12 protein-coding genes are annotated in these 11,991 nt (G+C 49.7%); 2 read left to right on the top strand and 10 right to left on the bottom strand.

All coding sequences use genetic code 11. The features are described 5' to 3' along the window. Window positions 1-73 precede the first annotated feature (73 nt). The 9 genes from BST96_RS11465 to BST96_RS11425 form a co-directional block, all read right to left on the bottom strand. Complete coding sequence (locus tag BST96_RS11465) at window positions 74-883, bottom strand: septal ring lytic transglycosylase RlpA family protein (protein WP_085758840.1); 810 nt, start codon at window positions 881-883, stop codon at window positions 74-76. A 23-nt stretch (window positions 884-906) separates the two neighbouring features. Then, window positions 907-1,905 carry a lytic murein transglycosylase B gene (gene mltB / locus BST96_RS11460; RefSeq protein ID WP_085758839.1) on the bottom strand — a complete coding sequence of 333 codons (999 nt, stop codon included), beginning with the start codon at window positions 1,903-1,905 and terminating at the stop codon, window positions 907-909. A 92-nt stretch (window positions 1,906-1,997) separates the two neighbouring features. Continuing rightward, window positions 1,998-3,140, bottom strand: a complete 1,143-nt coding sequence (gene rodA / locus BST96_RS11455; RefSeq protein ID WP_085758838.1) for a rod shape-determining protein RodA — start codon at window positions 3,138-3,140, stop codon at window positions 1,998-2,000. Beyond that, complete coding sequence (gene mrdA / locus BST96_RS11450) at window positions 3,137-5,038, bottom strand: penicillin-binding protein 2 (protein ID WP_085758837.1); 1,902 nt, start codon at window positions 5,036-5,038, stop codon at window positions 3,137-3,139. The genes rodA and mrdA overlap by 4 nt, the downstream gene beginning before the upstream one ends. Before the next feature lie 18 nt (window positions 5,039-5,056). After that, window positions 5,057-5,524 (bottom strand): 23S rRNA (pseudouridine(1915)-N(3))-methyltransferase RlmH, encoded by a 468-nt coding sequence (gene rlmH / locus BST96_RS11445; RefSeq protein WP_085758836.1) that lies wholly within the window; start codon window positions 5,522-5,524, stop codon window positions 5,057-5,059. Between the two features lie 25 nt (window positions 5,525-5,549). Further along, a complete protein-coding gene (gene rsfS, locus BST96_RS11440; RefSeq protein ID WP_085758835.1) occupies window positions 5,550-5,897 on the bottom strand; it encodes a ribosome silencing factor in 348 nt (115 codons plus the stop codon). A gap of 40 nt (window positions 5,898-5,937) precedes the next feature. Beyond that, window positions 5,938-6,591, bottom strand: a complete 654-nt coding sequence (gene nadD, locus BST96_RS11435) for a nicotinate-nucleotide adenylyltransferase (RefSeq protein ID WP_085758834.1) — start codon at window positions 6,589-6,591, stop codon at window positions 5,938-5,940. Between the two features lie 3 nt (window positions 6,592-6,594). Beyond that, on the bottom strand, window positions 6,595-7,851 hold the full coding sequence (locus BST96_RS11430; RefSeq protein ID WP_085760515.1) for a glutamate-5-semialdehyde dehydrogenase: 1,257 nt from the start codon (window positions 7,849-7,851) through the stop codon (window positions 6,595-6,597). An 88-nt stretch (window positions 7,852-7,939) separates the two neighbouring features. Continuing rightward, window positions 7,940-9,097 (bottom strand): aromatic ring-hydroxylating oxygenase subunit alpha, encoded by a 1,158-nt coding sequence (locus tag BST96_RS11425; RefSeq protein ID WP_085758833.1) that lies wholly within the window; start codon window positions 9,095-9,097, stop codon window positions 7,940-7,942. 165 nt (window positions 9,098-9,262) lie between these two features. Between BST96_RS11425 and BST96_RS11420 the strand changes: the two genes are divergently transcribed. Beyond that, the gene (locus tag BST96_RS11420) at window positions 9,263-9,481 is read left to right on the top strand and encodes a cysteine-rich CWC family protein (RefSeq protein ID WP_085758832.1); all 219 of its coding nucleotides are present in this window, start codon (window positions 9,263-9,265) and stop codon (window positions 9,479-9,481) included. Between the two features lie 11 nt (window positions 9,482-9,492). Continuing rightward, window positions 9,493-10,248 carry a sulfate transporter CysZ gene (cysZ, locus tag BST96_RS11415; RefSeq protein WP_085758831.1) on the top strand — a complete coding sequence of 252 codons (756 nt, stop codon included), beginning with the start codon at window positions 9,493-9,495 and terminating at the stop codon, window positions 10,246-10,248. 255 nt (window positions 10,249-10,503) lie between these two features. On the opposite strand, the gene rhlB is transcribed toward cysZ, so the two are convergent. Beyond that, window positions 10,504-11,880, bottom strand: a complete 1,377-nt coding sequence (gene rhlB, locus BST96_RS11410) for an ATP-dependent RNA helicase RhlB (RefSeq protein ID WP_085758830.1) — start codon at window positions 11,878-11,880, stop codon at window positions 10,504-10,506. Window positions 11,881-11,991 lie beyond the last annotated feature (111 nt).

The following is an 11,991-nucleotide window of genomic DNA, read 5'->3' as shown; positions in this document are numbered from 1 at the left end:
AAATGGTAACGGATGTACCGCTGAAAACAAGTGCCAGATAGCCTTAAGCCCAATAATCACGCCGCTAACAGGCTTATTGAGCGATAATTCGCGGCTGGCTGATATTAAACTCTAATAACTGCTCGCTAACCTGTTTAACTTCGTCCATAGAGTTCAATGGACCCAGCTGCACGCGATAATAGCCTCCCGGTTTAGCAACGGGAATAGTGACCGCTTGATGGGTGCCTAATATTAACTCTGCCCGTAATTTGGCAGCCGCTTGCAGGCTCTTAAAAGCACCAACTTGCAGGATATAGCTCTGGGTATTTTCAGATTCAGCCACTGCCGAATCATGGCTTTTGGGGTCTATCACTTCAATCAGCACCCTGGCTGTACCCTGCTCCGCATAGCCCAGCTTAACGGCAGCCGCATAGGATAAATCGATTATCCGCTCCGAGTGGAAAGGCCCGCGATCATTGACCCGCACTATTGCGGTTTGGTTATTCGCCATATTAGTCACTTTGACATAGGCAGGAATCGGCAGGGTGCGGTGGGCAGCGGTCATGCCATAAAGGCTATAGGGTTCGCCATTGGCGGTTGGTCGGCCGTGAAACTTGGTACCATACCATGAGGCCACGCCCTCCTCTTTATAGCCCTTGCTGGTGGGTAACAGGTGGTAGGTTTTACCCAAAACGGTATAGGGGTTTTTATTGCCTGCCCGAGTAATAAAGTCTTCACGGGGGACAGCATCTTTAATCGTTGCAGGGTCAACCGTTTGCTCAGGGGCACTGTCTTTTTCTTCAAACAGCCCCGTAGTGGTATTGCAGCTTGCTAATAGCAAAGGTAGTAACAGGTATTGTAATAGACGGTAATTCAAGGGTGCAGCTCTGTACTCTTTCGTCATGTATTCCCGCAGGAATGATTCTCTTACTGTAATTCTTCACTTAGCTGATAAACCGCCATCGCGTACAGCTTACTGTGGTTATAGCGAGTGATCACATAAAAATTCTTCAGCCCCAGCCAATACTCAATACCCTCATCGCCTTCAAGACGCATGGCGGTGGCCATCTGCTCGCCATCAATTGCAACAGATGACTGATAGCCCTCGGCCTGAAGCTGGGCAACAGTAAACTTGGGTTTTAGCTTTTGATTGGCAATATCCGCATTGTGATCAGCTGTCACGGTGGCGGTATAGGTCACTGGTTGATCGGGCTGCCAACCGTGGGCTTTAAAGTAATTGGCCACACTGCCAATCGCATCCACCGGGTTATTAATAATATCAGCCACACCATCACCATCGAAATCAATGGCATAGTGACGATAGCTGCTGGAAATAAACTGCCCATAACCCATCGCACCGGCATAGGAGCCTTTGATAACTTCAGGGTCAAATTTCTGCTCTCTGACCAACAGCAAATATTCTTCCAGCTCCTTGGTAAAAAACTTGCCCCTTTTCGGATAATCAAAACCCAGCGTTGCCAATGAATCCAGCACTCTATAACTACCGGTATTGCGACCGTAACGGGTTTCTACACCAATAATGGCACTAATCAATTGTGCTGGCACACCAAATTCCCGCTCGGCACGGGCCAGGGTACTGGCATGCTTTTGCATAAATTCTTTACCCTGACTAGTGCGGGTTTTTGTCACAAAAATTTTGCGGTACTGCCCCCAGGTTTTGGTTTTTTCTGCGGGCCGGGAAATGGCATCAAGAATCGACTGCTTGCGCACAGCACCATCGATTAATTGCTGCACATAGGCGCGCTCAAAACCGTGCTCGGTAACCATCTTATCGACAAAGGCTTTGGCCTGAGGATGGTCGCGGTAATCAGAAGCCAACGTGAAGGAGGCAGAGAGACAGGCAACCAGATAGGCTACAAACAGTATCAGGGTTTTACTTGAACAGTTTTTCACAACAGCATCCATTATTATTTGATGAGTGTTCACAGATTAAGTTCAGTGTATCTAACTATTGACCAAATACCAGTCTGCCAACCTGTATCTGTAGAAAAAAATATCTATTGCTCCATCATGCGCTTCTCAGTGCTAATGGCCATTAACAAACCAAAGCCCGCTAACAAGGTAACCAGCGATGTTCCCCCCTGACTAACCAGTGGCAAGGGTACACCAACGACAGGCAGTAAACCGGACACCATGCCCATATTCACAAAAACATACACAAAAAAGGTTAAAGTAATACTACCGGCCAATAAGCGGCCAAAGCTATGCTGGGCATTCATCCCGATCCATAAACCGCGAATAATAATCGCCAGGTAAATCAACATCAGCGCTATAACACCGCGCAGCCCCCATTCCTCTGCCAGCACCGCAATAATAAAATCGGTATGGCTCTCCGGCAGGAAGTTTAATTGCGACTGGGTACCGTTAAGCCAGCCCTTGCCGTCCCAACCACCGGAACCGATCGCGGTTTTTGACTGAATAATATTCCAGCCAGCACCTAACTTATCACTCTCGGGATTGAGCAAGGTGAGAATGCGCGTTTTTTGATAATCCCGTAAGACAAATTGCCACATCGGGTAGGCAGACACCAATAACAGGCCAGCGGCACCAAAGATAAAACGCCAGCCTATCCCCGCCAGAAATAACGCGAACAAACCCGAGGCCGCAATTAAAATAGAGGTGCCCAAATCGGGCTGTCTGGCAATTAATAAGGTCGGCACAGCAATCATAATTAAGCTGGCAACAATATGTTTAAGCCGCGGGGGTAAGGCCCTGCCTGCAAAATACCAGGCAACAGCCATGGGCACGACCAACTTCATTAACTCGGAGGGCTGAAAGCGAAACCCACCCAAACTTAACCAGCGCTGGGCGCCTTTTGCGCCTACCCCCACTAATGGCACCGCAATCAACAGTGCTATACCCACTAAATAGGCCAGCGGAGCCAGACGCTTTATCCGTTCAACATCTAACTGTGCCACCACTAACATACCGATATAGCCGATAATCAAAAAGCGACCCTGGCGTATCATCGTGCCGCTGCTCTGACCGGCGGCACCGTATAATACCAGCAGCCCAAAGGCGGTTAAGGTCAGCAATAGCATCAGTAATAAGGGGTCGATATGGACCCGCTGCCAAAACCCGGTTCTGCGGGCAAGGTCGGAAGAGCGATCTGGCATTTGCCTGACAAAATCCTGGCTCATTCTGTAGCACTCTCTGCGGCGGCCTGGGCAATCAACCCGGCATCAGTATTTTCTTCCAACATACCCTGATCCAATAAATAGGCATCAAACACTTTGCGCGCGATAGGCGACACCCAGGAACCATGGACGCCGTTTTCTACAATAATGGCGACCACAATCTTAGGGTCTTTAACCGGCGCAAAAGCCACAAATAAACCGTGGTCCTTTTTTCGTTTGGCCACTTGCTCTTCATCGTAAACTTCATCCTGGCCAATACCGATAATCTGGGCGCTACCGGTTTTACCGGCAATGCGATATTTCAAACCGCGATTAATACGATTAGCCGTGCCCTTTCTACCGTGAACCACTTCTTCCATCGCATGGGTGACGGCCTCCCAATGCTCAGCTTCAACCTCAATCATCGGTAATTCAGGGGCGGTGATCTCTTCATCCCCCAAGCGCTTAAGGAAGCGAGGGGCGAAGTGTTTACCCCGATTGGCCATGGCCACCATCGACGCAGCCAATTGCATCGGTGTTGCTAATAAATAACCCTGACCAATGCCCACACTTAAGGTTTCACCGTGGTACCAGGTCGAGCGCTTATAAATGCGCTTCCAGTCTTTTGAGGGCAACAAGCCGCTACGCTCATTGGTATTATCGACGCCGGTTTTGCTGCCGAAACCAAACGGCGCCATAAAATCATGCATACGGTCAATGCCCATATTATAGGCAAGGTCGTAAAAGTAGGTGTCGCAGGATTCGACAATCGACTGCTCCAAATCAACAAAGGTCCCATGGCCCCGTTTTTTCTTTTGCCAGGTCCAGTCGCGGTACATACGGTCATCATTGGGCAATTTATACCAACCGGGGTCCCGCACTTTACTTTGCGGGGTTATCACTCCGTAGTGCAAGCCAGCCAAACCGTAGTGAGGCTTAACGGTAGATGCTGGTGGATATTGCCCCTGCAAAGCACGATTAAATAACGGCAGATCGATGGAGTCGCGCAGGCGACTATAGTCTTTGGTACTGATGCCCCCAACAAATAAATTGGCATCAAAACTCGGGGTGCTGGCCATAGCAATAATGCCACCGGTTCTTGGGTCAATCGCCACGACAGCGCCGCGCTCATCACCCAATGCCTCGTGGGCCACTTTTTGCACATGGGCATCCAGATGCAGGGTAAGGTCAGCTCCCGGTTCAGGGTTGGTGCGCTCTAACACCCGCAATACCCGGCCACGGGCATTGGTTTCCACATTTTGGTAACCCACCTTGCCGTGCAAAATATCTTCGTAATACTTTTCCAGCCCAATTTTGCCAATCTCATTGGTGCCAGAGTAGTTAACCTCGTCAATCTGCAACTGTTCCGCTTCGTTGATACGTCCCACATAACCCAGCACATGAGCAAATAATTCACCCTGGGGATAATGACGCGCCAATTGCGCATCAACATCCACCCCCGGCAGGCGATAGCGGTTGACGGAAATAATCGCAATTTCTTCAGGAGATAGTTTTAGCTTTAAGGGCACGGAAGAATAAGGACGGCTGCGGCTGACCAGACGGCGGTACTTCTTGATATGGTCGTCATCAATATTAATCAAGTCTTGCAACAGACCAATGGTTTGGTCGAGGTCTTCCACCTGTTCTTTAATAATCGTTAAGCTATAGCTGGCACGGTTTTCCGCTAACAGTACACCATTGCGATCATAGATTAGCCCGCGCTTGGGTGGCACGGGCTGTAATTGCACTCGGTTGCGGTCAGACTGGGTGCGGTAGGTTTCATGCTGGGTAATTTGCAGGCTAAAGTAGCGGGCCATTAACAAAGACAGCAGGGCAAAAACCACCAGCGCCGCAAATATCGTCCGCGCACCGTAAATACGCTTCTCGGTATAGGGGTCTTTTAAGGCGACTTGCTCTGCCATTGTTTAACCGTTGGTTATCTAGCGATGATAAGGATGATGACTATTGATCGTCCAGGCGCGATAAAGTTGCTCAGCCAGGACAATTCTTACTAAAGGATGTGGCAGGGTTAAGGCAGACAGTGACCAACGCTGGTTTGCCCGCTGTAAGCACTCTGCTGCCAAGCCATCCGGGCCACCCACTAACAGGCTGATATTGTCGCCCTCCAGCTGCCAGTTGCGCAACTCCCCGGCCAGCTTTTCCGTAGCCCAGGGCTTGCCCAAGACATCCAATGCAATCACTCGGTCATGCTGGCCAATAGCCGCCAGCATTTGCTGGCCTTCGCTATTAATGGCACGGGCAATATCTGCACCTTTGCCACGCTTGCCCAGGGCTATTTCTTTAAATTCCAGTTTGAGTTCAGGGGGCAGGCGCTTGGTATATTCATCGACACCCTGCTCTACCCATTTGGGCATCTTGGTGCCCACTGCGATAACGCGTATACGCATAGTGTTATTATTTGTCCATGGCGTATTATTCGGCTTCGGCGTCTTCTGGCGGGGTTGACCACAGGCGCTCAAGGTCATAAAAATCCCGCGTTTCCGGCAGCATAATATGAACCACCACATCGCCAAAGTCGACCAGCGCCCACTCGGCACTATGATCAGCACCCTCGATACTTAAGGCTAGCAAACCGCGCTTTTTAAGCTCCATCGATACATTATCAGCCAGCGATTTTACATGGCGGCTGGAAGTCCCCGTACAGATCACCATATAGTCGGTGATATCAGTCATCGGTTTTACATCCAGCGTCATTGCATCTCTGCCTTTTAGATCATCCAGCGCTTCCAGGGCGATGTTTTTAATTTCCTCAGCATTCATAAGCTGTGTTTGTTTCCTCTGTTAAATAACATTGACGGTACTAGGCCTGATAGCCGTATAGCTGATGCGTTTGAATATAGTGTAGTACGGCCGGGGCCATACTGTGTTCCAGCTTAAACTCTGCTGCCTGCTGCCCGCTTAATGCAGACCGGATGGCAGTGGCCGACACCGGGTAAGGGGTCAGGCTTTCAAAGCGTATTGCTCCGGCCGCTTGTTGTTGCAGCGGTTCGACAGTATCCGTGCCATATTGCGCTATCAGTTGCGCGACGGGCCCTGCTTCCGGCAGTACTTCACCGGGGCGCTGCATCACAATAATATGCGCAAGGGTTAAAAAATCCTGCCAGCGGTGCCAGCTATCAAAGGCAGCAAAAGCATCGGTACCCATAACCCAGCTCAGTGATACCTGATCACCCAATTCATTGCGCAGGGATTCCAGGGTATCAACACTGTAAGACAAACGGTTGCGATGCATTTCACGGTCATCCACTTGCAATGGGGTTCCCGCTACCGCTAATTTAACCATCGCCAAACGCTGCTCCGATGAGCAACCGGGAGACGCCCGATGCACAGGCAGATGACAGGGAACCAAACGCAACTCATCCAATGACAGGCGCTGTTTTAATTCCGTTGCCGATTGTATATGACCGTTATGCACAGGGTCGAAAGTACCGCCAAATAATGCGATGCTTTTCATTGTTTAGCGGCGCACCTGACCATCGCCTAACACCACATATTTCTGTGAGGTTAAACCTTCCAGCCCAACAGGGCCACGGGCATGAATTTTGTCCGTCGAAATACCGATCTCAGCACCCAGGCCATACTCAAAACCATCGGCAAAGCGGGTTGAGGCATTGATCATCACCGAACTGGAATCCACTTCGCGAATAAAACGCCGGCCACGGCTATAATTTTCAGACACAATCGTATCGGTATGTTGTGAGCTGTACTGATTGATATGCTCTATGGCTTGATCTAAACCGGCCACGACTTTAATCGACAAAATAGGCGCCAGATACTCGGTGCTCCAGTCTTCTTCTGTCGCCGCTATGGCGGCAGGCAAAATGGCACAGGTTTGAGCACAGCCACGCAATTCAACACCGGCTTTGCCATAGCCCTCTGCCAGACGTGGGAGAATATCAGCCGCAACCGCCTCGGCAACCAGCAGGGTTTCCATCGTATTGCAGGTGCCATAGCGATGGGTTTTGGAATTAATGGCAATATCATACGCTTTATCTGCATCAGCCTGATCATCGATATAGACATGGCAAATACCATCCAGATGCTTAATTACCGTAACCGTAGCATCTTTGGAAATACGCTCAATCAAGCCCTTACCGCCGCGGGGCACTACCACATCGACAAATTCTGGCATGGTAATCAGCTCACCTACCGCTGCGCGGTCTGTGGTTTCTATCACTTGCACGGCTTCGGCAGGCAGTGATGCCGCCTTTAAGCCCTGCTCGATACAGGTGGCAATGGCCTGATTGGAATGAATCGCCTCTGAGCCACCGCGCAAAATTGTGGCATTGCCTGATTTCAGGCATAGGCTAGCCGCCTCAACCGTCACGTTAGGGCGAGACTCATAAATAATGCCAATAACCCCCAAAGGCACACGCATGGAACCTACCTGAATACCACTGGGGCGATAGCTTAAATCGGAGATTTCGCCGACAGGGTCAGTCAGGGAGGCGACCTGATGCAGGCCTTCGATCATGGTATCGATACGGGCATCGGTTAATTCCAGACGATCCAGCAGGGAGGCCTCCAGCCCATTGGCTGCACCGTTATCCATATCTTTTTTATTGGCCGCCATTAAAGCCGCCCGGGATGATTCTATCGCCGCCGCGGTTGCTATCAGGGCCTGATTTTTAACACCGGTTTCCGCCGCTGCCATTGCCCTTGAAGCCTGCCGGGCCTTACGCCCAACGTCAGCCATATATTGCTTTACGTCCATCACCTGCCAAACTCGATCATTGATTAATGGCGGCATTATACCTGAAGGGATGGCGTGCCATAACCCGTAATAGTCCCGCTAGCGGGCTTTAATCCTCTAATTGCTGGCGCACCCAGTTTTGGAAGTCGTGAACGGCATATTCCTCCGCCATTAGGACCCCCTGTTGGTGCTTGATCGAACGCAGTCCTTTCTGGTTAATTTCAGAGACCCTGGCATCCTGATCCATTACCAATTTGGCAAATTCCGCCACCCGCTCTATATCAACATTGTCATCAGCCAAATTAGCCTCGCTAAATAACCACTGCGCCTGAATCTCTGTTTTCTCAGGCCCCAGTGGCAGCAGCCGGACAATACGCACATAGTCGATATGGGCAACGATAAACACTGAGGGTTTGCTTACCACATAGTGATAGGCGACTTGACGCTGCTCATCCGTCAGGCCGGCAAAGGTCTCACCGGAGGGCTGACCATCAAAGCTCCAGGTCTGGGCCTCCGGGCTCATACCTCCCACCAGCCTGGGGTCATCACTGCCTTGATGTTCGGCCCAGTTGGGGTCGTCCTGAGCCTCCATAAATGCCCGGCTATAAATAGGTACCAGCTTGCTAAGTTCTGGATGCACCGATGGGCAATGCAGGCACTCGTTAAAATTTTCCCAGAATATTTTCCAGTTACAGTCCATGGTTTTTTTATAAACATGCCCCAGCTTTAACTCCGCCAAGGGCCAATTATCAAGATTGGCATTGTCTTCTTGCAGGGACTGCTCAAAAGGTATGGCATTGCTGCCCTCCAGATTAACAAATACAAAACCCTGCCAATCGATCACCGCCACATCATAAAGTGGGTAGTCCGCCTTATTAAAATCGTCAGGGGTATGCTTGGAAGGCGTTCGCTGCAATTCCCCCTGCAGAGAATAAGACCAGCTATGGTAAGGGCAGACCAAAGAGCGGGAGCGCAACGTACCTTCGGTCTCGGTGCAGAGAATAGAGCCGCGATGACGGCAGGTATTATGGAAAGCCTGTAACTCCCCCTGATCGTCCCGCAATACTAAAATATTTTGCGAACCGATCTCCAGAGTTCTAAAAGCGCGGGGCTGTTGCAGTTCGTCTGCGCGGCAGACATAGACCCAGTTACGGTACCAGATAGCCGCCAACTCACGCTCATAATGCGCAGCATCCAGATAATAAGCCGCAGGCAGCGTGGCTTCGGTTTGGGTCAGGCCGTTATAGCCGGCAATCTTGTCAGTCATGGTCTTTTTACCAGAGTTTTCATTACTGTGTTTCCAGAAGATGAATAGTACGCCCGAGAGTCAAGGTGGCGCAATGCCTAAGCAACAAGCCCCACTCAATCGGCTATCGACAGCAGCGTTAAAACCCCTACAATAGCCTGACAATATGCCAGCCGTGGTATTTTTATGAGCAACACTTTGACAGCATCGCCCTCAACCTGCCCCATCTGTGGCGACACCAACCTTTGCGCAATGGCGGACCAGCCAAATGCCAGCGACTGCTGGTGCAGAGAAGTCAATATACCCCAGCAGCTGATCGACCAGGCCAATAGCCAAAATAAAGACCGCTATTGTATCTGCCAAAACTGTGCGCAACGCGCTAATGCACTGGCTCAAGAAATTTAAAGGGAACTGCTATGAAAGGTAACCCAGTCACAGGCTTTAATTATTTGTTAGAAGGCTTTCGCTTAATTACTCAGCCGGGGCTGCGACTTTTTGTCCTGATACCTCTGCTGATCAATATTGTTATTTTTTCTCTGTTAATCAACCTGACGATTGCGCAATTTAGCGGCTGGATTGAAGCGGCCATGGAATGGGTGCCGGATTGGCTGTCTTTTATTCGCTGGATATTATGGCCAATGGCGGTGCTACTTATTTTGACGGTGGTGATGTACACCTTTAGCGTGATTGCCAATATTATTGCTTCACCCTTTAATGGTTTGTTAGCCGAAAAAACGGAAGAGTTATTAACGGGCAAGGAGGTTCCCGGTTTTGAAACTATCGGCCAGGCCGTATTATCTTTTCCCAAAAGTATAGGCCGAGAACTGGCCAAGCTGGTCTACTATATCCCACTGGCATTGCTGGTATTGATTATTAGTTTTATTCCCTTAATCAATGCAATTTCACCACTACTCTGGTTTTTATTAGGGGCATGGATGATGGTTATTCAATACTGCGACTACCCTATGGATAATCATCAGGTGAGCTTTGGTGATATGAAGCAAAGAATCAAAGTGATGCGGCTTACCTCTACCGGTTTTGGTGCCAGTGTGATGGTGGGAACCATGATTCCGCTGGTCAACTTAATTATTATGCCCGCCGCGGTCTGTGGCGCTACGGCTTATTGGGCGAGAGAAATGAAAACGGAGGTTGCCGTGAAAACGGCAAGCTAGATTACCGTTTTTTCGCATGGTTGTGCGGGATAAATAATATGTGGTTTATTGATTTGGCGCCCAGGGTGGATTGTAATCCACCGGTGATGACCGCTTCTGTGTGGGTTTGGTGGATTATAATCCACCCTACAATAATGCGAGAACTTGAAGGCCTCGCCCACTCCATTGCCTACCGTCAAGATATGGCATTACCACACCTCTAACCACATAAAACTATGTGCCACAAAAAATAACACGCCTTCGCAGAAATACCGGCTAACTCAAAAGCTCCAGAGGCGGTTGCTCACAAGGAAGTTTATTACCTAACATCTCTTCTAAGGGTGCCAGTAAAAAGGCATCATCTTCACAGGCAAAGCTGATAGAAGTACCTGTCGCCCCAGCTCTGCCGGTACGACCAATACGGTGAACATAGTCTTCCGGGTCTTCAGGCAATGTGTAATTAACCACATGGCTAATACCATCAACATGAATACCCCGCCCCGCTACATCAGTAGCAACTAAAACCTGTATACCACCCTCTTTAAAACGTGCCAGAGTTTGTGAGCGTTTATTTTGCGGAATTTCTCCCGACAAAATACCACAGCGAACACCCTCTTTACGCAGACCTTCATAAAGCTTGCGGGTTTGGTCACGGCGGTTGGCAAAAACAATCACGCTTTTTGCCTCTGGCAGTTTGATGATATTTTTTAACAGGGCCAGCTTTTCATCAGCGGCAACAATATACACTTTTTGGTCCACGGTATCGGTGGCAACACTTTCCGGCTCTATTTCCAACGAGAAGGGCTCATAAGTCCACTGCTCAGTAAGACTTAATACTTCAGGGGTAAACGTTGCACTAAACAACAGCGTTTGGCGATGATCTTTATTGGGTGTGCTGCGCACAATGCGACGCACCTGGGGAATAAAACCCATATCCAGCATCCGGTCAGCTTCATCGATGACCAAAATTTCTACCTGATCCAAAAACAAATCGCGGCGGCTTTGAAAGTCCAATAAGCGACCCGGCGTGGCCACTACAATATCGACCAGCGACCCCTTTAGCTGATTAAGTTGCTTGTTGTAATCCATACCACCAATCAAGGTCGCTACATTCAGCCCGGCATATTTGGTCAGATTCTTGGCATCTTCACCAATTTGCACCACCAACTCACGGGTCGGTGCAATAATCAGCGCCCGAGGCTCACCGGCATAGCGCTCATCGGTAATCGGGTTGGATAACAAGTCCTGGATAATGGTCACCAAAAAAGCCGCCGTTTTACCAGTGCCGGTTTGCGCCTTACCAATGGCATCATGGCCCTGCAATGTCTGCGGTAAAACACCAGCTTGAATGGGAGAGCAGTATTCAAACCCTAAATCGGCAATGCCATGCATTAGTCGCTCATCCAGACCCAGATCGTGGAAACGGGTTTTACCTTCCATTGCTGGAACAGGAAACTGATCAATAGTCCATGGAGCAGCCTCTGGCTTGGGCTTTCTATTACGGCGATTGCTGCGGGAAGATTTTTGCTGATTCCCAGGCTTCTTATTACCTGATTTAGACGCAGAGGGTTTACGGTCAGACTGTGTATCTGCCGGGGCGGACTCACCGCTATTTGCGGTGGTTTTCTTCTTACCAAAAAGCTTGCCTATCAATGCTTTAGTCTCTCATATTTAATGTGGGGCGCATTCTAACACCATTCTCCACCAGAAGATGCACAGGCCCATAAAAGGTAAGATATCCTGACGGCAAGCCTTTTTATGTGA

This window comes from Oceanicoccus sagamiensis (assembly GCF_002117105.1).
Taxonomy (GTDB): domain Bacteria; phylum Pseudomonadota; class Gammaproteobacteria; order Pseudomonadales; family Dasaniaceae; genus Oceanicoccus; species Oceanicoccus sagamiensis.
The sequence above is the reverse complement of the archived record's forward strand: the minus strand, read 5'-3'. Positions and strand labels throughout refer to the sequence as shown.

What these genes read in the sequence shown, in the direction of transcription:
- BST96_RS11430 (WP_085760515.1), bottom strand. Translation starts at nt 7,851, where the DNA reads ATGGACGTAAAGCAATATATGGCTGACGTTGGGCGTAAGGCCCGGCAG.
- nadD (WP_085758834.1), bottom strand. Translation starts at nt 6,591, where the DNA reads ATGAAAAGCATCGCATTATTTGGCGGTACTTTCGACCCTGTGCATAAC.
- rlmH (WP_085758836.1), bottom strand. Translation starts at nt 5,524, where the DNA reads ATGCGTATACGCGTTATCGCAGTGGGCACCAAGATGCCCAAATGGGTA.
- BST96_RS11425 (WP_085758833.1), bottom strand. Translation starts at nt 9,097, where the DNA reads ATGACTGACAAGATTGCCGGCTATAACGGCCTGACCCAAACCGAAGCC.
- rodA (WP_085758838.1), bottom strand. Translation starts at nt 3,140, where the DNA reads ATGAGCCAGGATTTTGTCAGGCAAATGCCAGATCGCTCTTCCGACCTT.
- mltB (WP_085758839.1), bottom strand. Translation starts at nt 1,905, where the DNA reads ATGGATGCTGTTGTGAAAAACTGTTCAAGTAAAACCCTGATACTGTTT.
- cysZ (WP_085758831.1), top strand. Translation starts at nt 9,493, where the DNA reads ATGAAAGGTAACCCAGTCACAGGCTTTAATTATTTGTTAGAAGGCTTT.
- BST96_RS11465 (WP_085758840.1), bottom strand. Translation starts at nt 883, where the DNA reads ATGACGAAAGAGTACAGAGCTGCACCCTTGAATTACCGTCTATTACAA.
- BST96_RS11420 (WP_085758832.1), top strand. Translation starts at nt 9,263, where the DNA reads ATGAGCAACACTTTGACAGCATCGCCCTCAACCTGCCCCATCTGTGGC.
- mrdA (WP_085758837.1), bottom strand. Translation starts at nt 5,038, where the DNA reads ATGGCAGAGCAAGTCGCCTTAAAAGACCCCTATACCGAGAAGCGTATT.
- rsfS (WP_085758835.1), bottom strand. Translation starts at nt 5,897, where the DNA reads ATGAATGCTGAGGAAATTAAAAACATCGCCCTGGAAGCGCTGGATGAT.